The sequence below is a fragment of the Kitasatospora sp. NPDC004240 genome (assembly GCF_053603215.1).
Genome location: NZ_JBSGFD010000168.1, coordinates 1 through 18,776, shown reverse-complemented (window position 1 = coordinate 18,776; position 18,776 = coordinate 1). Strand labels below are relative to the sequence as shown.

The following is an 18,776-nucleotide window of genomic DNA, read 5'->3' as shown; positions in this document are numbered from 1 at the left end:
TACTACCCTCTTTCCCAACCCGACGCTCTTCCGATCTGTAGCCGCCCGGGAACGGGACATCCCGGAAACCACGAAGAACGGCGGGCCCGGTGCTTCTCCCCCTGCACCGGGCCCGCCGTTCTTCACTGCCGGACGACCGTAGGTCTCCCCCGGCCGCGCCGCTCCCCCGAGCCGGCGCCACCAGTCCCTGCGGTCGTCCTACCCGTCCCCCGACGGGAGTCCATGGGGTCCCCCGAGGCGTCCGCCTCAGGCGACCAGCTCGCCGAACGCGTGGGCGGTGTCGCCGCCCTGGTTCAGGTGCTCGTCGTCGCGCAGCCGGCGCAGCGCGCGCCAGATGCTGCTCTTGACCGTGCCGACGCTGATGCCGAGCACGTCGGCGATCTCCGGGTCGGTCTTGCCCTCGTAGTAGCGCAGCACCAGCATGGTCCGCTGGTTCTCCGGCAGCTTGGCCAGCGCCTGCCACAGCACGGCCCGCAGCTCGGTGCCGCCCATCGCGTCGGTGTCGCCGACCGTCTCCGGCAGCTCCTCGGTCGGGTACTCGCTGACCTTGCGGCGCCGCCAGGCGGAGATGTGCAGGTTGGTCATGGTGCGGCGGAGGTAACCCCCCACCGCGGCCTTGTCGGTGATCCGGCCCCAGGCGCGGTAGGTGCTGAAGAGCGCGCTCTGCAGCAGGTCCTCGGCCTCGTAGCGGTCACCGGTCAGGTGGTACGCGGTGGCGTACAGGGAGGCGCGACGCTCACGCACGTACGCGGTGAACTCCGTGATGTGGTCCTCCGCGACGGCCGAGTGCTCCCCCTGCGCACCTCCCTGCCCGCCCTCGTCGGTGCGACCCGCTGCGGGGGTCAGCCGCAGCAGCGTCGCACCCGCGGCCTCGCGGCCGGCCGATTCCCCCGAACCGACCGTCCGCAGACCGCTTCCCCCGTGGGTCGCCGTCCCCCCGGCGACCCCCGTTCCCCCGTTGCCCCCCAGGGCGTCCTTGCCCCCCACGCGGACGGGGAGGATCCCCCGCAGCGTGAGGGTTCCGGCGGAGTCGCCCGCACTCCCCATGCGGCCGATTCCGTACAGCTCCCCCTGCCTGCCGACGCCGCTCACCCGGCGTGCAGCAGTGTTCCCACCGGTGCTGTGCGCGCACCCCCGTACGATCACGGCACCGGAGGCCTCATCGGTCCTGACCTCGTACCGGGTGCGGTGGGCGGCCGATGACGAACGCGCGTTACGGACGGCCGGGTTGCTCCGGGTCTGAAGCGTTGCGTTCATCGTGCGCCCCCTTGTTCGGTACGAGCGGTTCCTGTTGCCGCCGATCAGCCGGCCGGTTGGCCCGCTGTCCTGCGGCGACATGGAAAATCCTGCCCGCCGGTTGTGATGGCGCTGTCCGCCGACTGTCACAGGGGTGTCACAGCGCCGGGCCTTTCGTCCCGCAGCGCCTCCTGCCGTACCGGACGCCGGTGGGCCGCCCTCCGGTTCCGGGGTCCACCCGGTACCGCGTCGCCCTCCGGCGCGGCCGCCGCGCGCGTTCCCGTGCAGCTCCGCGGCCCTGTGGCGTCCCGCTGCCGCATCCCCGGCGTGCTCCACCCGCCCCTCCGCAGCCCCGTGCCCGTCCTGCGACCGCACTCCGATCCTCGATCTGCCGCGCTCCACCCGCCTCTTCGCACCGCCGTGCCACCCCGCGGCCGCACCCCCTTCCCCGCCCTCCCGGCGCGCTCCACCCGCTCCTCCGCGCCCCCGTGGCATCTCACGACCGACGGTGGGGGGTGATTCGGTGGGCGCGGTGGGACAGAATGAGCCCGTGCCTTTCCTCCTACTGATCGAGGACGACGACGCCATCCGGACCGGCCTCGAACTCGCCCTCACCCGCCAGGGCCACCGCGTGGCCACCGCCGCGTCCGGTGAGGACGGTCTGAGGCTCTTCAAGGAGCAGCGCCCGGACCTGATCGTCCTCGACGTGATGCTGCCCGGAATCGACGGTTTCGAGGTCTGCCGGCGGATCCGCCGCACCGACCAACTGCCGATCATCCTGCTGACCGCACGCTCCGACGACATCGACGTCGTGGTCGGCCTGGAGTCCGGCGCCGACGACTACGTGGTCAAGCCGGTGCAGCCGCGCGTCCTGGACGCCCGGATCCGGGCCGTGCTGCGGCGCGGTGAGCGCGAGAGCTCCGACTCCTCCGCGTACGGCAACGTGGTGATCGACCGGGCCGCGATGACCGTCACCAAGGACGGCGAGGACCTCCAGCTCACGCCGACCGAGCTGCGGCTGCTCCTGGAGCTCAGCCGCCGGCCCGGCCAGGCGCTGTCGCGTCAGCAACTCCTGCGCCTGGTCTGGGAGCACGACTACCTCGGTGACTCCCGGCTGGTCGACGCGTGCGTCCAGCGGCTGCGGGCGAAGGTCGAGGACGTCCCCTCGGCGCCGACCCTGATCCGCACCGTGCGCGGGGTCGGCTACCGCCTCGACCCGCCGGCCTGACCGCCTCCGCCCTCCCCGTCCGCACCGTCCACTCCAGTCCACTCCAGTCCGCACCGTCCGCTCCAGTCCTCCCCGTCCGCCCCTCCGACCGTATCGGCATCGGCCCTACCGACAGGCTCCCGTGACTGACCACCAGACGACGACCCGGCGCTTCTCCTCGGGCCGGTGGCGACGGCTGCGCTCGCTGCGGGTGCGGCTGATCGCGGTGTTCGCCGCCGTCGCGCTGCTCACCGCCGTCTCGGCCTCCGGCATCGCGTACTGGCTCAACCGGGACGCGGTGCTCAAGCGTGCCCAGGACACCGCGCTCAACGACTTCCGGGTCTCGCTCACCCGCAACGTCTCCGAGCTGCCGCTGGGCGCCAGCTGCCCGGACCTGGTCAAGCTCGCCCGGTCGGTGGCCAGTTCCGGGCTCAGCTACGACGTCGTGGTGGTGGACCCGGAGCGGCCGGACTGCCTCGCCTCCTCCAACCCGGTGCTCTACACGCCGGCGCAGGTGCCCTCGGCCCTCCGGTCGACGGTCGCCAAGGAGCGCCAGGTCACCGAGAACAACCCGTACGCCTACCACCTGTACTGGCAGCGCCAGAACCTGGAGGGCCGGCCCTACGTGATCGGCGGGACGAAGGTCGTCCCGACCGGCCCGACGGCGTACATGTTCAAGTCGCTGGACAACGAACGGGCCGACCTCAACACGCTCGGCTGGTCGCTCGCCATCGCCACCCTGCTCGCCCTGATCGGCTCCGCGCTGCTCGCCCAGGCCGCCTCGGCGACCGTGCTGCGGCCGGTGAAGCGGCTCGGCGAGGCCGCCCGCCGGCTCGGCGAGGGCCACCTCGACACCCGACTCGAAGTCGAGGGTTCGGACGAACTCGCGGACCTGGCACGGACGTTCAACCGCACCGCGGAGTCGCTGCACGGGCAGGTCGAGGAACTCAGCGCCCGCGAGGCGCAGAGCCGGCGCTTCGTCGCCGACATGTCGCACGAGCTGCGCACCCCGCTGACCGCGATGACCGCCGTCACCGACATCCTGGAGGACGAGGCCGAGTCGCTGGACCCGATGATCGAGCCGGCCGTGCGGCTGGTGGTCAGCGAGACCCGCCGCCTCTCCGACCTGGTCGAGAACCTCATGGAGGTCACCCGCTTCGACGCCGGCACGGCCAAGCTGGTCGCCGACGAGGTGGACATAGCCGACCTCATCATGTCCTGCATCGACGGCCGTGCCTGGTACGACGCCGTCGAGGTGGACGCCCCGCGTGGCATCCTGGCCGTGGTCGACCCGCGCCGCCTGGACGTCGTCTTCGCCAACCTGATCGGCAACGCCCTCAAGCACGGCGGTTCGCCGGTGAAGGTGAAGGTCCGGGAGGACGGCGAGACGGTGGTCATCGAGGTGTCCGACAGCGGTCCGGGCATCCCGGAGGACGTGCTGCCGCACGTCTTCGACCGCTTCTACAAGGCCGACAAGGGACGGGCCCGCTCCGAGGGCAGCGGGCTGGGCCTGTCCATCGCGATGGCCAACGCGCAGATCCACGGGGGGACCATCACGGCGGCCAACGGCGAGGTGGGGGCGGTGTTCACCCTGACCCTGCCGCTGACCCCGCCGCCGCCGGCCAGCACCGAAAGCACTCCGAAGGACGCGTCCCAGTGACCCTCCGCCGTTTCACCACCCTCACCCTGCTCGCCCTGCTGTCCGTGCTCGCGGTCGGCTGCGGCATCCGCCCCACCGCCGTCCCGGTGGACGCGGGCGCCCCGGCCAGCCGTACGGCCTGCCCGTCGCCGGTGCAGATCCCCACCGTCCGCCCGACCCCGACGCCGAGCCCGGCCGCGCCCAGCGCCCCGCCGGCGGTGTCGCCGGGCGCCTCGCCCACCCCTACGTCCCCCGCGCCCACCGCCACGCCGACCCCCGCCGACAACGCCTTCAGCGCCCCGGCGTCGGCCCCGGCCCCGGCCGCGTCGTCCGGCTGCCGCTGACCCCGGAACGATCGGGCGCATACCGGAATGTTCACGCCCCGTCCGGGAACCGCCGCACAACCGGCGCGCGTCATCCCCGGCGTGCTGACCGAGACCGAGCCGGCAACGGCCGTGTACCGCCACCGCGTTCTCCAGACCGCGGGGGTGGCCGGTCTCGTCGCCCATCTCCTGCTGGCCGGCTGGCTGGTCCTGCGGCCCCTGCCGGTCGCCTGGGTCTACGACGCCAACCTCACCCCGCTCGCCTCGCTCCGCTCCTCCAGCGGGTGGCAGGTCGCCGGCGAGCTGCTGGTCCTCGCCCCGCTGGGCGTGCTGCTCCCGCTGGCCGGCGGGCGGATCCGGGCGGCCTGGTTCCCGTCCTTCCTGCGCACCACCGGGGTCGCCTCGCTGCTGGCGACCGGCCTGGAGTTCCTGTCCTCCTGGACCCCCGGCCACGTGCTGAACGTCGACCACATCCTGTTCGCGGTGATCGGCGCCGCCGTCACCCACCTCGCCGTCGTCCCGATCGGCCGCACCCTGCTCACCCGCGAGCGCCGGGAGCGGCCGCAGGTGCCGCAGGTCACGGTCCGGCCCGCCCCGGCGCGGGTCTACGCGGAGACGACGGCCGCGGGAGTGCCTCAGAGCCGGTAATCGTCCCCGGTGAGCGCCTTGGCCGCCTGGTCCAGCTCCCCGACGGAGGCGTACGCCTGCGAGGCCTGCTCACGGAGCTCCCGCACCTCGTCGGCCGGGTGGCCGGCGGCCTCCAGGGTGTCGGCGAGCTCACCTTGGGCGTGGGCCTCGCGGTAGCGGATCGCGAGTTCCCGGAAGATCCTGACGGACTTCCGGCCGGCCTCGGCCGCCTGCTCGTACTTCCCCTGGGCTCGTAGGACGTTGCCGATGTTGGTCCAGTCGGTGCCCTCGCCCAAGAGGTCGCCGAACTTCTGGTCGATGGCGAGTGCCGTCTCGTAGGCGTCGAGGGCCTCGTCCAACCGTCCCAGATCCCGAAGGGCCAGGCCACGCTGAGTGCACGCCCCGCCAATCACCCTCTGGTCGCTACCGGCCAGGTACTCGTCCGCCTTGAGATGCGCTTCGAGCGCCTCATCGAGGCGCCCTGCCCCATGGAGGGCTGCGCCGAGGCCACTCCACGCCATACCCTCGGTCAGGCGATCGTCCATTGCCACGACCTTCTGGCAGACCTCTACCGCCTCGTCGAAACGACGCAGTTCGAACAGGGCAGCTCCGCACAGAGCCCAGGAGGACCGCTCGACGGAGCGATCACCGAACTCCCGTGACGCATCGATCATCCGCAGCGTCAACTCGTGCATGGCTCCGAGATGGCGACATCTCTCCATGTAGAGGCCGATGCTTGTACCAAGAAAGATGCTCGCGCGCCACATCCGCAGGTCATAGGCGCCGTGAACCGCCGCCACGATGTTGAGGTACTCGGCATCGAACCATGCGAGGGCCTGCTCACTGCTACGGAACCGCTCCGACGCCGTCGCTCGGTGCGGCCTCTGCAAGCAGTTGTTCGCGGCCTCGGCCAAGGTGAGGTAGTACTCGAAGAGTCTGTTGAGGCACTCCCGTTGCCGCCCGCCCCCCGTCGCCTCCGCGTGCTCCCGCGCGAAGTCGCGGACCAGGTCGTGCATCACCCAGCGCCCGCCGCCCTCGCTCTGCCGCAGCAGGCCGGTCGCGGCGAGGTCGGCGAGGCGGCGGCGGACGTCCTTGGGCTTCTGGCCGGTGAGCGCGGCGGCCGCGTCGGTGGAGATGTCGGTGCCCGGGGCGATCGCCAGCAGGTCGAGGAGCTCCCGTTCGGGGATGCTCAGCAGGCGGCGGGAGCGGTCCAGGGAGGCGCGGATGACCTCGCGCCGGCTGTCGTCGAGCTGGTCGAGCCGGCTGCCGGTCTCGGCGAGCGCCTCCGCGAGGTCGTCGGCGAGCCGGCCGGGGGTGAGGTGGGGATCGCGGACGAGCTGGGCGGCGGCGAGTTCGAGGGCGAGCGGGAGGTGGCCGCACATCGTGCCGAGCCGCAGGGCGCCCTCGTGGTCGCCGGTGACCCGTTCCGGGCGGCGGCGGGCGGTGCGGAGCTTGCGTTCGACCAGGTCGACGGCGGCGGGCGGGGTCAGCACGTCCAGGTCGACGAGTTCCGCGCCGATGTCGGTGAGGGTGTGCCGGGAGGTGACCAGCAGCCGGTGCGGTCCGGGGCCGGGCAGCAGCAGCTGGACCTGTTCGGAGGCGGAGGCGTTGTCGGCGACGACGAGGATCCCTCGGCCGCCGGTGGTCCGCAGGTCGAGCTGGGCGCGGAACAGCGCGGCCCGGGTGTCGTCGTCCGGCGGGATGCGCTCGGAGTCGACGCCGAGCGTGCGCAGGAAGGTGTCCAGCGCCTGCCCGACGGTGGTCGGCGTCTCGTCGTACCCGTGCAGGTCGATGAAGAGCGTGCCGGTGAACCAGCCGCGCTCCAGCACCTCGTGGGCCAGCGCGAGCGCCAGTGTGGTCTTGCCGATACCGCCCATGCCCGCGACGGAGGCCACCAGCACCGGGTCGTTCCCGTCGGCCGCCGGGTCGACCAGCGGTAGCAGGACCTTCAACTCCTCGTCGCGGCCGGTGAAGTCGAGCGGCAGCGGGCGCAGCTTCGGCAGCTCGGGCCGCTCCGGACCCGAGCGGGCGGCGGCCGGGCCGGCGCCGGTGCTCCGGTTGGGCTGCGCGTTGTCGAGCAGGGTGCGCCAGGCCCGTTCGTCCATACGGCGGCCCGCCCAGGCGGACCAGACGGTGACCAGGGCGATGAACTGCCCGGCGCTTGCCGGGCTCGGCACCTTGGCGCGGGCCTGGTCGTCGTGCGTCCATTCGTTGATGCGCCGGGCGTTGAACTTCTTCGCCGCCGCCGAGTTGAGGCGGTGCACCTGCCGTTCGGCCTCGCGGTCCGCCCACGGCTGCCCGGCCGCGTCGCGTGCCGCCTTCGCGGCCTGCTTCAGCTCCCGAAGCGCCCTGTAAAACTCGTCCAAGCCCCGTACTCCGTTCCCTCCTTGCCCGCCCTGCCCGCGGCGGGCACTGCGGGCACCGCGCCGACCAGCAGCTTAGGGCCGATTCGCCCGCCCCGCCCGGCTGTTGGGACGGGCGGCGGGCGGAGGGCGGAGGGTTTGGTCATCAACCCAAGCCCACCGAGGGGGAAGCCCGGATGAAGCACGAGAACACTCAGACCACGAGCACCGAGACCACTCAGCCCAAGGGCACCGAGAACACCGCGAACACCAAGCCCGAGCGCCGCACCGCCCGCCGGCTCCTGCGCACCGCCGCCTTCGCCGGTGTCCGCGGCCTCGCCGCCTCCGCCGGCCCGGTGGTCGTCGTCCTGCTCAAGTGGTGGCTCGACACCCACTGATCGGGGACGGCTCCGGCCGGGGAGGCAGCGTTCAGTGCTTCTCCGGCCGGACCCGTCCGCCGACCTCGATCAGCCCCTCGCCCGACAGCCGGGTGACAATCTGCGAGCCGAGCCCCTGGGTGATCAGCAGGCCGCGGCCGAGCTCCGCGGTCAGCAGCAGCGCGGCCGCGCCGGTGGCCTCGTCCTCGTCGATGCCGTCCCCGCGCCCCGGGAACGCCCGGGCCCGTACCCGGCCGGCCGCCTCGTCCTCCCAGGCCCAGGCGTAGACCCACTCGCCCGGCGGCGGCACGCTCAGCCCGTCCACCTCGGCCGCGGAGCCGTACTGCCGCAAGGTGCGGGCGGGTGCCCACGCGGCGCGTGCCTCGATCCAGGTGAACTCGCCGTCGTGGCGCGCCCCGACGACCCCGGCCCTGGTCCGCAGCCGGGGCACCCCGAGCCGCCAGGCCGTCCCGACGCAGGGGTGGCCGGCGAACGGCAGCCGCAGGGTGGGCGTGAAGATATCGATCACCCCGGCCTCGCGGTCGTCCACGAAGACGGTCTCGCTGAAGCCCAGCTCGCGGGCGAGCGCCTGCCGCTGCGGTTCGTCGGGGATCGCGGAGCCGTCCAGGACGACGCCGAGCGTGTTGCCGTGGCCGCCGTCCGGACCGCAGAAGACGCGGAGCACCTCGTATTCGGTCATGCCGCGATTATTCACGTGGCGAACACATCCGCACTCCGTTACTGTGCGCCCCCGTGAACATCGACTTCGACGCCGACCCCGTCTTCGCCTGGTACGTCATCATGCTGTTCGTCAGCGGACTGCTGATGGTGGCCATCGCGCTCCTGCCCTTCGGTCGGCTGAGCAACGGCCTGCGTGCCTTCAACGGCGTGGCGGGCGTCTGCTTCGCGGGCTACGCGTACTACCTCAACTTCGTGTTCGAGGGCGGGCACTACGCGATCTTCTTCTACGCGTTCATCCTCCCGGTGATGATGATCGCCCGCTTCGTCCGCTCGCTGACCGAACGCGCCCACGCCTGAGACCGCCGGTCCCGCCGATGCTCGACGAGACGCTCGCCGCGATCGACGCCGTCGACTGGTACGGGCTCCCGGGCCCCCGCCCACTGAGCCCGTACCACCACGACCCGGCGGCCGGACTACGCGCGCTGGCCGCGGCCACCACCCTCAACCAGGCGTCGGACGCGGCCGCCGGGCTGTGTCTCAGCGCGCTGATGTACGACTACATGATGGCCGTGTACCCGGCGGCGGTGGTCGCGGCCCCGCTGCTGCTGGACATCGCCGAACACGCCCACCCGCAGGCCCGGGCCTCGGCGGCGGCGGTCCTGATCAGGGCGATGGACTGCCAGCCGGCGCACGGCTTCACCCGTCACCGGGCGGGGGGCGGCGGCGAGGCGCCGCTCTGCTGCGCGATCGCCGACCTGGTACACACCCGCCGGAAAGCATTGACGGCGGCCGGATCGCCGAACCTCTCGTGGCTGTACGGAACGGCCGAGGAGCACTGGCGCTTCGACGTCCGGGAGGCAGTCGGGGATGCGGACGGCGTCAGCGCGTTCGGCGTGCTGCACGGAGTGATCGACGGGCGGCCGACGTCGCGCGGCCAGCTGTACGCCCCGACGGAGACCGCCCACTTCCCGACGGTGGCGGTGGAGTACCCGCCGGACCCGGACACCGGCGAAGCCTGCCTCCGCCTGTCCGGCATCCGGCCGGAGGTGGTCACCCCGGGGACGGTCGTCCGCCCGGCGGAGTGCGGCGAGAAGGTCGACTGACCTCAGGGTGCGAGGACGGCGTCGGAGCAGATAACCGAGTCCGCCTGAGTGCGGACGGCCGCTGCCGCCCGCTGCCCCTGGTCATCACACCAGGGGCAGCGGGCGGATTGCATGCAGTTCGAGCCGGTGTCGGGGAAGCTTCTAGGCGTGCGCCATGGCCCGACGCAGGAGCCCCCGGCCGGGTGCGGGCGGCAGCCCGATCCGGGCCGGGCCGGTGCGTTCGGCGTCAGGCGCAGCGGGGGACTTCGCATGCTTGGCCGCATCGACGGAACCGGGTCCGTGGATGGCGAGCTCGAAGTCCTGGTGCGCCTTGGCGTCCGGCGCGAACGGCAGTCGGATCCGCCCGTCCGCGACCAGACGGCGCACCTCGGCCCGGCTCAGGCCGAGACCGAGCTGGAGCAGCCGCTCCACCCGGACCGGCGCGGGTAGCTCGAAGCGCACCTGCACCGAGAGAGGGTTCGGGTCGTCGAGCGCGTACAGCGGCATGCGGGTCTCCAGCTCCCACGTCCCGGTCCAGTCGAGCCGGTACCGGTTCTTCGCCGCGAGCGACGCGCTCATCACCAACTCCCGTACCGCTGCCGGATCGTTGATCTCGTACGCCACCAGCCGGGCCGGCTCCAGCGTCGAGACGTGGACGCGCTCGTGGACGGGCACCTTCGAGGTCCGGTCACACGTCGCGCAGCTCAGCAGCAGCCAGACGTCGAGCAGCTTGCCGTTCGCGTTGGCGCGGATCTTCCCCGAGGCGCGGTGCCGCATACCGGGGCAGTCCGGGCAGGACCGGACGACGACGGGCAGGGCGGACTGACGCACGGCCCACAGGGCCTTGCGGTCGGTATTCATATGTGTGGGTTGCTTTCAGGACTCAGCAGGAGGGCATGCCGAACTCACTCGGCTGCTCCCGCTCTCTGACGGATGCTCACGAGGGGCGCGACCCATCGCCCCGGGGCCGGGTCGTCAGGCTCCGAGGTCGATCGCGCGACAGGTACGTACTACGTGGCAGTCATCAAAAGTCCATGCGGGCGAGCATGATCGAGGCAGCGGCCCGCGGCAACCGAATTTCCCCGTGGTGGATCACGAGCAGAACGCCCGATCCCGGGACGACTGCGTGAAGGCGCCGGCAGCACCGGGAATCCAGTGGCTCCAGGGCCTCCTTCATCTCGGCGAACCCTGCCAGACCTCGACCGGCATCCGCGCGGTCACGGCAGTCGAGGCTTCACCCCCGTCGGCGTCAGAGCAGGTGGTCGAACTCGCCCGCCTTGACGCCGAGTATGAACGCGCGGAGCTTGTCTGCGGTCATCGTGACGATGACGTCCGGTTCGTCGGACTCCCGAAGATGGCGAAGGTCGCCAGCGCCACAGGCGACTTCGAGGCAGTTGTCAGCACCATCGGCGCCGCTGAACGACGATCTCTGCCAGGAGGCTGGGGGCATCCCACACCTTTCAGCTCGGCTACCCGACGCTCGCATGAGGCCCATCAAGGTCAGAGAAGGTGATCAAACTCGCCGTCCTTGACGCCGAGGAGGAAGGCACGGAGCTTGTCGGCGGTCGTGGTGACTATGACGTCCGGGTCGTCAGACTCACGTAGGTGGCGAAGCTCGCCTGCTCCAGCGGCAAGTTCGAGGCAGTTGTCGGCACCTTGCGCATCGCTATAGGACGACTTCTGCCAGGAGAGGTGGGACATCATGTGCCTTTCAGGTCTGGAGAAGGTAGAGAAGATGCTGGATGAGACCCCAGGAATCTCGGGACGCAAGTCCACGAGTGGAGACGTCTGCATCGACAGCGGGGAGCGCAATGGCGCTGAGCTGCTGGAACTTGTCACGATAGGCAGAAAGGTCATCGGGGTCACTCAGGTGCTCCGCCTTCTTGGGGCCTGGCACGATGATCACCGACAGGTCGGCGCAACCCGGATCGCAGGACAAGAACGAGGCCGAAAGGGGAGCGTGCTGCGGCGCGTTGAACGGCAGCACCTGAATCTGGACGTTCGGGAGCTCCGCCATCTCAAGCAGGTGGGCCAGTTGGGCCCTCATCACGGACTCTCCTGCGAATCGCATCCGCAGAGCAGCCTCATGGATGACGAAACGAAACTGCCGCCCCTTACCGTCGGCCAAGATCCGCTGCCGCTGCATACGGAACTCGACCGAATCTGCGACGCCCCACGGTCCCCCACGATACGAACTCTCGTAGATCGCTTCCGTGTAGGCCGGTAGCTGGAAGACACCGGGGATGTAGAGCGAGTCGTAGCTCTCCAGCCGCACCGCACGGTCCTCTGCCTCGGCAAGGTCGAGCGCCAGTGGTGGCACTTTTCCTTCGAAGGCAGTCCACCAGCCCTTGCCATTGCTCCGCGCCATTGCAGCCATGATCGCCCGGTAGGCAGGATCAGCGCAGCCGTAGGCATCGAGCCAGATCTCCAGGCGCTCGGAGTTGAGGCTGATTCGCCCGGCCTCGGTGTGACTGACAGCAGGGCCCTTCATCCCCACCAGCGCACCGGCTTCGGGAGCGGAGAGCCCCGCAGCAAGCCGCAGGCGCCGCAACTCTTCACCGAACCGGCGCTGCCGCTGACTGATGTCTCCCGTGTACCCCACCGCTCAACCTTCCTTCCCGAGGCAGTGTTTCGCATGACCTGCCTCGACGCCACCATGCGGAGCAGCAAGCCATGGCAACCATGTCTCACTACTTGCAAGGGTGCCACATGCTCCCCTACTCTCAGTGTTGCACCGATTACATGACGGAGCGTCAGTAATGCCTGCCCAGGCGCCGCAGAGCAGCCTTCCCGGCCTCGCTCACGGTGACGCCGCCGCGCCAACTCCCCTCCTCCCCGCTTCCGGAGGTACCGCATGCCCTGCTCCATCCCCTCCGCGCCTCTTCTCTCCCCTCCCGACTGGTCCGCCGCGCGGCACGAGCTGCGCGAGGCGATGTTGGCCGCCGGCTGGCCGCCCCCCAGCATCGACGATGCCGAACTCGCCCTCCACGAGCTCTTCGTGAACGCCTGGAAGCACGGCGGCAGCCACGCGCCCACCGTCGTGGTCGTCCTCCTCGCCGACCGCACGCTTCGCGTCTCCGTCAGCGACGACAGCCCCGAACTCCCCGAACAGCGCCGGTCCACCGACCCGTACGAGACCTCCGGCCGTGGCCTTCACCTCGTCCGCGCCCTCACCCACCGCTTCGGCGCCGAACCCCGCAAGCACGGCGGCAAGTCCGTCTGGTTCGAACTGGACGCCGCCGCATGACCGTTCCCTCCCCCGACCACCAGCGACACCGACACCGACACCCGCTCAAGCCCGCCGACCCGGACGTGGCCGCCTGCACCGAAGCCCAGATCGCCACCGTCCTCGCCGAAGTCCTCACCCTCGGCGCAGAGTTCGGACTCCTCTTCCCCTCCACCGGCACCGACATCAACCTCGCCGGCCGCGTGCTCGTCAACCTCGGCAACGTCCCGACCAGCACCCTCCTCAACCTCCACACCCTCCTCCTCGACCGCGCGGAGGACCACCCGTGCACCCCCTGACCGCGTCCACGGACGGCACCACCGACTTCCTGATCACCGCCGCCTTCGGGCTCCTCCTCGCCCTGGCGACCGCGACCGTCGCCCTCGGCGTCCTCACCGCCCTGCGCTCTCCCCGTCGGCCCGAGTCCGACGACGACCACATCTCCTGACCGACGCAACCCCCGAAGGGCCCGCGCCACCATGCCCGAACCGCCCCTCGACGCCCTCCTTGCCAACGCCCTGGCCGCCACCCGTTACGCCGTCGCCACCGCGTTCGCCGCCCACGCCGAACGCCACCACCTCGGCGCCCGGTCTCCCGCCGAGCCGGACGACTTCGACGCGCCCCAGTTCGCCTCGTTCATCCACCAACTCGGCTACGAGGCCGACGAGTCCACCGCCGCGCACTCCTTCTACCGGCTCCTCCTGGCCGTCCAGCGGATCGCCTACGACGAGGGCGCCGGCCGCAACTCCGACCACAGCCCGGCCCGCCTCAACCCCGTACGCCTCCGCCCCACGACGTAGGAAGTCGGCGAGTCCGACTTCTCACGTACCACCGCCCGGGCACCGCGCAGCCATTGCACACTTGCCACCGCAAAAAATCCCCGCGCCCGACGCTCCACCCGTGCCACCCTCTCCCCGTGACCGATGCCACCCCGTACGACGCGGCCCGCGCCGCCTACACCCGCCGGTCGCTCGCCCGGCTCGTCCTCTCCTCCCGGGCCGCCGCGCTCTCCGACACCGCCGCTGAGCTCGTCCCCACCCGGTACGACGAGTTCACCGGGTCCGGTGGCCGCGCCTCGGAGACCGCGGCGCTGGTCACCCTCGCCGACCAGCTCCTCGTCGCGGCCGTGGTCTACGAACGGGAGACCGGCGCCAGCTGGGAGGACATCGCCCAGTACCTCGGCCTCGCACCGCACACCGTCGCCGCACGCTTCGAACCTGATGTCGCCCTCTGGCACCAGCACCTGGCCATGCCATACGGCACCAACGCGCGCGGACAGCGCACCACCGTCCTCCACCAGGCCGCCTACGACCCGGACTGCGCCGCCGAACGGCTCGACTCCTGGGCCCACCGCCGGCTCACCCTGTTCGACGACCGCCACTCCGTCAGCACCTCGCTGCGCGGCGGCGACAGCGGCGGGCAGCGAGGCCCGGAGGAGATCGGGGACTGGATCTACCGCGACAACCTACAGATGTTCGTCGGGCTCCTCAGCCTCTACATCGGCTACGACGGTCTCGGCGAGACCGACTGGGAGGCCATCACCCTCGGCCTCGAATCCACCGACGAAGACCCCGATCGCTGGTACACATACGCCTTGGTCGGCCCCTCCACCGTCCTCGACCTCACCATCGCCCAGGCCACCGGCGGCAACGAGATCTCCATCCGCCTCCCCCGCCCGACCGACCCCGTACTCGCCGCCCGCATCGAAACCCTCCTCGATGCCCTCTGAACCCCGGCCGCGCCGGTGATCACCAGCGGTCGCCGAGCGGCGGAATCAGGCACGGCGTGTAAACACTGAGCGACATCAAGTCATGGCCGACCGACGACTCAAGACTCACAAACTCCTGGCTCACCGGATGCGTCGCATCGACGAGGGCATCGACGCGGTCCCCATGGGTCTCCCGGTAACCGACGATCCGCAGCCCCTCGGCCTTCAACAGATCACGTGCCTTTCGTACCGCCTCACCATGGCGGGCCAGAGGGACGATCGCCTCGACGGAATACATCAGGATGTACCGGCCGTCGCTCGCCGTCTCCCCACGCTTCCCCGTACACGGAGTGAAGAGCGGCCTGGCAGTCGTGAGATCGAGAACAACCCCTGCGCTCTGGGCCACACGCTCGGCCATCTGCTGCGCCAAGGCCTCACTGTCGGCCTTGGACCTGATCGGCAGCGGATCGTCCTTCCCAGGCGTGGACGCGGACGCCGCACTCAACGGCGACCCACCCGAGGACGTACACGCCCCCAGCGCCGCGACCAGCAGAACTACACCCAGGGCTGATCGACTTCGCCGGCCCGCCATTGGCTGGGTAGTCATTGGCGGTCGCCGAGCGGCGGAATCAGGCACGGCGTGTAAACACTGAGCGACATGATGTCACGGCCGGTGGACGACTGGAGGCTCACGAAGTACTTTCTCTCCGGATGCGTCGCATCGACGAGGGCATCGACGTGGTCCCCATACGTCTCCCGATAGCCGTCGATATGCAGCCCCTCAGCCTTCAACAAGTCACGCGCCTTTCGCACCGCCTCACCATGCTGCGACAAGGACGCGGCTCCCACGACGTTGTACATCAGGAAGTACCGGCCATCACTCGCCGACCCCCCATTCTTCCCATAGCAAGGACTGAAGCGTGGCCGGGCACTCGCCGGATCGAGGACGACCCCCGAGTTCTGCGCCACACGCTCCGCCGTCTGCCGCGCCCATGCCTCACTGTCGGCCTTGGACCTGATCGGCAGCGGGTCGTCCTTCCCCGGCGTGGACGTGGACGCCGCACTCGACGGCGACCCACCCGAGGACGTACACGCCCCCAGCGCCGCAATCAGCAGAAGGGCCACCGATACCGAGGTACTGCGCCCCCGCCCGGTCAAGGGGAATCACCCGGCGGGGGCTTCAGGCAAGGGGTGCTGATGCTGAACGCCATGCGCCCGTCTCCGGCGGTGCTGGTGGCCTCCGCGACGTAACGACTCTCCGGATGCTGCGCCTGAACGAGGCTGTTCGGCGCACCGTCCGGTGTCTCGCGGTACTCGACGATGGTCAGCCCCTCGTTCTTCAAGGTGTCCCGAACCCGACGGACCGCGTCGGGATGCTGGGCGTTCGGCACATCGGCGTGGACCGCGTATTTGTACAGGTACCGGTCGTCGGGCGCGGCTTCACCGTTGCGCCCCACACAGGGGAAGAACTCCGCCATCACACGCTCGTCGTTGATTCGCACCCCGGCGACCTGGACCAGGTGCGCAACGAATTGCTCGGCCCACGCCTTGGTCTCCGCACGGGACTTCACCGGTAGTGGGTCGTCCTTGCCTGGTCGGGACGGAGAGGGGGAGGACGAACTGGGTGTTGCGGACATGCACGCTCCAAGCGAAAGGGCCAGCAGCAGCACCGCTGGCGTTCGACTCACACGGCCACGAAATCGCAGACGGGTGCGATGGGAAATCATCGACGGATCCTTTCCTGGCCCCCGGTCAGAAGAAGTCAGGGATGTTGCCGACGATCGGAAGCTCTTTGGCTGTGGTCTTCGGCGGCTGCCCGACCATAATCTTCGCCTGGTTCACCAAGGAGGTACTTCGGTCATCCCAGTAACCCCCGTGTCCTTCGGTGTCGGTCTTCAGGTTATGGCCGCCGAATCCCATGATGTGTGGGGCAGCGCCAAGGTTCTGCCCGCCCCACACCCGGATGGGATCGTCGTCCGCCGCACTGACCCATACCCGGTTGGGGTCGATGTTGAGTGCCGCCGCGTTGGGAACACCCATCCCGGGACTCCCGAGCGCGATGATGTCGTCGGCGCCCAGACCCCCCTCGTCCTTGGCCGCCACACCCACGGCGTAGCTGCCGTAACTGTGCCCGATTACGGTCAGATGTGTGTTGGGCTCACCGTGGGAGGCCCGCAGACCGGTGGAGAACGTCCGAAGGTCAGCCGCCCCGTCCTTCCCTCGCATGGGATTCACGGCTTCCGGGATGCTCTCCGGCGCGTCGTAGCCCAGGTAGGAGATCACCGAGACGCTCTCGCCGCTCTTCGCCACTTTCTCCGCTTCGAACTGCAGTTGGCGGATCCGGTCGATCTGGCCGGGCACCCCGGCGAGTTCGGTGTTGGTCCCCGGAACGAACACGGTGGTGTGGCGGGCCGTGTCCGGGTTGCCGGTGGCGACGATCGCCTTGCCGTCGGAGTCGTACGCCTCCGGGTCGATCAGGAGGAGGTACGTGCGCTTCGTCTCGTCGAGGCCGTCGCGTTCGTCCAGCTTGTCCTTGATGGTCTCCAGGGCGGCCCGGCGCTTCTGGTAGGTCTCGGGGTCGAGGCCGGCCTCGGCGGGGGTCTTGGCCTGGAGGTCGTCGAGTTTCTGGTCGAGCACCAGGCGGTTGGCCTTGTCGCGGATCGGGGAGGGCAGGCCGTCGAGGCGGCCGATGTCCGCCGGGCGGAGGGCCAGGTAGGCGCTCTGCTGTTCCGGGGTGAGGCCCTTCCACCACTCGGCGGTCCGCTTGGGGTCCTTGCCGTCCGGGATGTTGGGGTCGACGAGACCGAGGTCCTTCATCACCTCGGCGGCGTCCAGGCGGGTCTCCGCGACGGCGCCGTTGCCGCGTTTGGCGTCGAGGATGTCGGCGTCCAGCCGGCCGAGCGCCTTGGCTCCCTGGTCGCTGGCCTCCTGGGCGGCCTTGAGGGCCGCGTTGATCCGCTCCTGGTAGCCGCTGACGCTCCTCGCCAGGGTGCCGCGGGCGGCCTGGGCCTCCGGGTCGTTGTGTTCGCCGGGGCCGGGTGCGGGGAGGGAGACCACGCCCTCGGGGGACACGGTCAGTCCGGCGTCCTGGGCGCGGTGGACGGCGTTGGTCAGGTTGGTGCGCGCCTGGTCCATGCGGTCGGCGACCGTGGTGAGGGCCAGGGCGGCCGCCTCGGCCTCGACCCGGACGACGTCGAGCTGCTGCTCGCTGCGTTCCATGTAGCCGAACGCGGCGCGGGCGTCACCGCCCTGCCAGTTCTGGCGCAGCGGCCCGTTCACCTGGGAGCGGTGGCGGGTGGCGGCGGAGTCGACGGCGTGGGCGAGGGCCTTCCAGGCCTTCGCGGCGTCCCGCAGCCCATGCGGGTCGAAGCGCAGGAGCAGTGCGTACTGGCCGCTCACTGGACGCCCTCCCGCCAGGCGCCGGCGACGTTGTGCTCGTTGCGTTCGTGGCCGGCGGCGTTGGTCTCCAGCTTGGTGCCGGTGTCGGCGAGCCGGGTGCGGATCCCACCGAGCGGTCCGGCCCAGCCGGTGCCGAGCCGTTCCACCCCTGCGGCCACCGACCAGCCGGTCAGCTGACCCGCTGCCGTGGTGGCGGCGGTCAGTGCCGCCTTCACCGGCTCGTCCAGTCCTTCGGCGAGTGCGTGGGCCAATCCGGCCGATGCCCTCAATTCCCTTGCGACGACCTTGATGTCCGCCAATGCGGCCTCCCCCCGGAGACGAATGCGTCGCCTCGGATTCTAGGTAGACGGAGCATTCACACCATCGGTTTCGTCCAATTCATGTCACACGAACGATGATTCGTCGCCACACCGGCCACACCCACATCTCACGCCCCGCCCGCCTCATCCGGTGGGCCCGCGAACGGTTCCCGGAGCGGCGGGAATTCGGGGTTACCCCGAGGGGAACCCCGAGACGGGGGTACTCCGGGCCGGGGACTTTGCGAGGGTCGGGATCGCCTTCGGGGCTGAGGGATTCGCGGTGGGCCGGGCGGAGTATGGAGGTACGCCCACCGGAGAGACCGGGAGAAGGAATCGGGGCGCCGACAGCAACGGAGTACGACATGAGCCGCCTCGCCCGCCCCCGCCACAACCGCGTCATCGCCGGTGTCTGCGCCGGGATCGCCCAGCGCTTCGGGCTGACCCCGTGGACGGTCCGGCTGATCTTCCTGGCGTCCTGCCTGCTGCCCGGCCCCCAGTTCCTGATCTACCTGGCGCTCTGGCTGATCCTTCCCCAGGAGCCGTGACGCCGGGGTGCGGTCCTGGACCCGGACGTGCTCGCCGGGCTGGAGGCCGAGCTCCAGCGGCTCACCCCCGAGCGCCGGATCAAGG

Annotated in this window: 25 protein-coding genes; 13 read left to right on the top strand and 12 right to left on the bottom strand. The window is 70.6% G+C overall.

Going from position 1 to position 18,776, the window contains the following annotated elements; genetic code table 11:
- Window positions 1-246 precede the first annotated feature (246 nt).
- Window positions 247-1,047: a SigE family RNA polymerase sigma factor gene (locus tag ACWEQL_RS32620; RefSeq protein WP_452153977.1), complete on the bottom strand. Its 801-nt coding sequence runs from the start codon at window positions 1,045-1,047 to the stop codon at window positions 247-249.
- A 739-nt stretch (window positions 1,048-1,786) separates the two neighbouring features.
- Here ACWEQL_RS32620 and ACWEQL_RS32615 point away from each other — a divergent pair.
- From ACWEQL_RS32615 to ACWEQL_RS32600, 4 genes are all read left to right on the top strand, one after another.
- Window positions 1,787-2,464 carry a response regulator gene (locus ACWEQL_RS32615; protein ID WP_452153976.1) on the top strand — a complete coding sequence of 226 codons (678 nt, stop codon included), beginning with the start codon at window positions 1,787-1,789 and terminating at the stop codon, window positions 2,462-2,464.
- A 121-nt stretch (window positions 2,465-2,585) separates the two neighbouring features.
- A complete protein-coding gene (locus tag ACWEQL_RS32610) occupies window positions 2,586-4,103 on the top strand; it encodes an ATP-binding protein (RefSeq protein ID WP_452153975.1) in 1,518 nt (505 codons plus the stop codon).
- Window positions 4,100-4,426, top strand: a complete 327-nt coding sequence (locus ACWEQL_RS32605) for a hypothetical protein (protein ID WP_452153974.1) — start codon at window positions 4,100-4,102, stop codon at window positions 4,424-4,426. The genes ACWEQL_RS32610 and ACWEQL_RS32605 overlap by 4 nt, the downstream gene beginning before the upstream one ends.
- An 81-nt stretch (window positions 4,427-4,507) precedes the next feature.
- Complete coding sequence (locus ACWEQL_RS32600; protein ID WP_452153973.1) at window positions 4,508-5,053, top strand: VanZ family protein; 546 nt, start codon at window positions 4,508-4,510, stop codon at window positions 5,051-5,053.
- Here ACWEQL_RS32600 and ACWEQL_RS32595 read toward each other — a convergent pair.
- A complete protein-coding gene (locus ACWEQL_RS32595) occupies window positions 5,041-7,398 on the bottom strand; it encodes a tetratricopeptide repeat protein (RefSeq protein WP_452153972.1) in 2,358 nt (785 codons plus the stop codon). The two genes, ACWEQL_RS32600 and ACWEQL_RS32595, sit on opposite strands and share 13 nt — an antisense overlap.
- Before the next feature lie 173 nt (window positions 7,399-7,571).
- Here ACWEQL_RS32595 and ACWEQL_RS32590 point away from each other — a divergent pair, with 173 nt between their 5' ends.
- Window positions 7,572-7,772 (top strand): hypothetical protein, encoded by a 201-nt coding sequence (locus tag ACWEQL_RS32590; protein ID WP_452153971.1) that lies wholly within the window; start codon window positions 7,572-7,574, stop codon window positions 7,770-7,772.
- 31 nt (window positions 7,773-7,803) lie between these two features.
- Here ACWEQL_RS32590 and ACWEQL_RS32585 read toward each other — a convergent pair whose 3' ends face one another.
- Entirely contained in the window at window positions 7,804-8,451 is a 648-nt protein-coding gene (locus ACWEQL_RS32585) for a PhzF family phenazine biosynthesis protein (RefSeq protein WP_452153970.1), read from the bottom strand.
- A gap of 53 nt (window positions 8,452-8,504) precedes the next feature.
- Here ACWEQL_RS32585 and ACWEQL_RS32580 point away from each other — a divergent pair, with 53 nt between their 5' ends.
- Both ACWEQL_RS32580 and ACWEQL_RS32575 read left to right on the top strand, forming a co-directional pair.
- Complete coding sequence (locus ACWEQL_RS32580; RefSeq protein ID WP_452153969.1) at window positions 8,505-8,789, top strand: hypothetical protein; 285 nt, start codon at window positions 8,505-8,507, stop codon at window positions 8,787-8,789.
- 17 nt (window positions 8,790-8,806) lie between these two features.
- A complete protein-coding gene (locus ACWEQL_RS32575; protein ID WP_452153968.1) occupies window positions 8,807-9,535 on the top strand; it encodes a hypothetical protein in 729 nt (242 codons plus the stop codon).
- A 141-nt stretch (window positions 9,536-9,676) separates the two neighbouring features.
- On the opposite strand, the gene ACWEQL_RS32570 is transcribed toward ACWEQL_RS32575, so the two are convergent.
- The 4 genes from ACWEQL_RS32570 to ACWEQL_RS32555 all read right to left on the bottom strand — a co-directional run bounded on the left by ACWEQL_RS32570 (window position 9,677) and on the right by ACWEQL_RS32555 (window position 12,116).
- Window positions 9,677-10,375: a DUF1062 domain-containing protein gene (locus tag ACWEQL_RS32570; RefSeq protein WP_452153967.1), complete on the bottom strand. Its 699-nt coding sequence runs from the start codon at window positions 10,373-10,375 to the stop codon at window positions 9,677-9,679.
- A 388-nt stretch (window positions 10,376-10,763) separates the two neighbouring features.
- Entirely contained in the window at window positions 10,764-10,964 is a 201-nt protein-coding gene (locus ACWEQL_RS32565) for a DUF397 domain-containing protein (RefSeq protein WP_452153966.1), read from the bottom strand.
- Between the two features lie 50 nt (window positions 10,965-11,014).
- Entirely contained in the window at window positions 11,015-11,218 is a 204-nt protein-coding gene (locus ACWEQL_RS32560) for a DUF397 domain-containing protein (RefSeq protein ID WP_452153965.1), read from the bottom strand.
- A gap of 7 nt (window positions 11,219-11,225) precedes the next feature.
- Entirely contained in the window at window positions 11,226-12,116 is an 891-nt protein-coding gene (locus tag ACWEQL_RS32555) for a helix-turn-helix domain-containing protein (protein ID WP_452153964.1), read from the bottom strand.
- A 252-nt stretch (window positions 12,117-12,368) separates the two neighbouring features.
- Here ACWEQL_RS32555 and ACWEQL_RS32550 point away from each other — a divergent pair, with 252 nt between their 5' ends.
- The 5 genes from ACWEQL_RS32550 (at window position 12,369) to ACWEQL_RS32530 (ending at window position 14,469) form a co-directional block, all read left to right on the top strand.
- Entirely contained in the window at window positions 12,369-12,761 is a 393-nt protein-coding gene (locus tag ACWEQL_RS32550) for an ATP-binding protein (RefSeq protein ID WP_452153963.1), read from the top strand.
- Window positions 12,758-13,039 carry a hypothetical protein gene (locus ACWEQL_RS32545; RefSeq protein ID WP_452153962.1) on the top strand — a complete coding sequence of 94 codons (282 nt, stop codon included), beginning with the start codon at window positions 12,758-12,760 and terminating at the stop codon, window positions 13,037-13,039. Before ACWEQL_RS32550 ends, ACWEQL_RS32545 begins: the two co-directional genes overlap by 4 nt.
- The gene (locus ACWEQL_RS32540; RefSeq protein WP_452153961.1) at window positions 13,027-13,188 is read left to right on the top strand and encodes a hypothetical protein; all 162 of its coding nucleotides are present in this window, start codon (window positions 13,027-13,029) and stop codon (window positions 13,186-13,188) included. The genes ACWEQL_RS32545 and ACWEQL_RS32540 overlap by 13 nt, the downstream gene beginning before the upstream one ends.
- 31 nt (window positions 13,189-13,219) lie before the next feature.
- Window positions 13,220-13,540 (top strand): hypothetical protein, encoded by a 321-nt coding sequence (locus ACWEQL_RS32535; RefSeq protein ID WP_452153960.1) that lies wholly within the window; start codon window positions 13,220-13,222, stop codon window positions 13,538-13,540.
- A 116-nt stretch (window positions 13,541-13,656) separates the two neighbouring features.
- A complete protein-coding gene (locus ACWEQL_RS32530) occupies window positions 13,657-14,469 on the top strand; it encodes a hypothetical protein (protein WP_452153959.1) in 813 nt (270 codons plus the stop codon).
- A 19-nt stretch (window positions 14,470-14,488) separates the two neighbouring features.
- Here the strand turns inward: ACWEQL_RS32530 and ACWEQL_RS32525 are convergent, their stop codons facing one another.
- The 5 genes from ACWEQL_RS32525 to ACWEQL_RS32505 all read right to left on the bottom strand — a co-directional run bounded on the left by ACWEQL_RS32525 (window position 14,489) and on the right by ACWEQL_RS32505 (window position 18,146).
- Complete coding sequence (locus tag ACWEQL_RS32525; protein WP_452153958.1) at window positions 14,489-14,878, bottom strand: hypothetical protein; 390 nt, start codon at window positions 14,876-14,878, stop codon at window positions 14,489-14,491.
- Between the two features lie 173 nt (window positions 14,879-15,051).
- Entirely contained in the window at window positions 15,052-15,309 is a 258-nt protein-coding gene (locus ACWEQL_RS32520) for a hypothetical protein (protein WP_452153957.1), read from the bottom strand.
- Between the two features lie 293 nt (window positions 15,310-15,602).
- Window positions 15,603-16,019 carry a hypothetical protein gene (locus tag ACWEQL_RS32515; RefSeq protein WP_452153956.1) on the bottom strand — a complete coding sequence of 139 codons (417 nt, stop codon included), beginning with the start codon at window positions 16,017-16,019 and terminating at the stop codon, window positions 15,603-15,605.
- A 181-nt stretch (window positions 16,020-16,200) separates the two neighbouring features.
- The gene (locus tag ACWEQL_RS32510) at window positions 16,201-17,847 is read right to left on the bottom strand and encodes an alpha/beta hydrolase (RefSeq protein ID WP_452153955.1); all 1,647 of its coding nucleotides are present in this window, start codon (window positions 17,845-17,847) and stop codon (window positions 16,201-16,203) included.
- Entirely contained in the window at window positions 17,844-18,146 is a 303-nt protein-coding gene (locus tag ACWEQL_RS32505) for a hypothetical protein (RefSeq protein ID WP_452153954.1), read from the bottom strand. The genes ACWEQL_RS32510 and ACWEQL_RS32505 overlap by 4 nt, the downstream gene beginning before the upstream one ends.
- A 362-nt stretch (window positions 18,147-18,508) precedes the next feature.
- Here ACWEQL_RS32505 and ACWEQL_RS32500 point away from each other — a divergent pair, with 362 nt between their 5' ends.
- Window positions 18,509-18,691, top strand: coding sequence for a PspC domain-containing protein (locus tag ACWEQL_RS32500; protein WP_452153953.1), 183 nt, complete (start codon window positions 18,509-18,511; stop codon window positions 18,689-18,691).
- The last annotated feature ends 85 nt before the right edge of the window (window positions 18,692-18,776 follow it).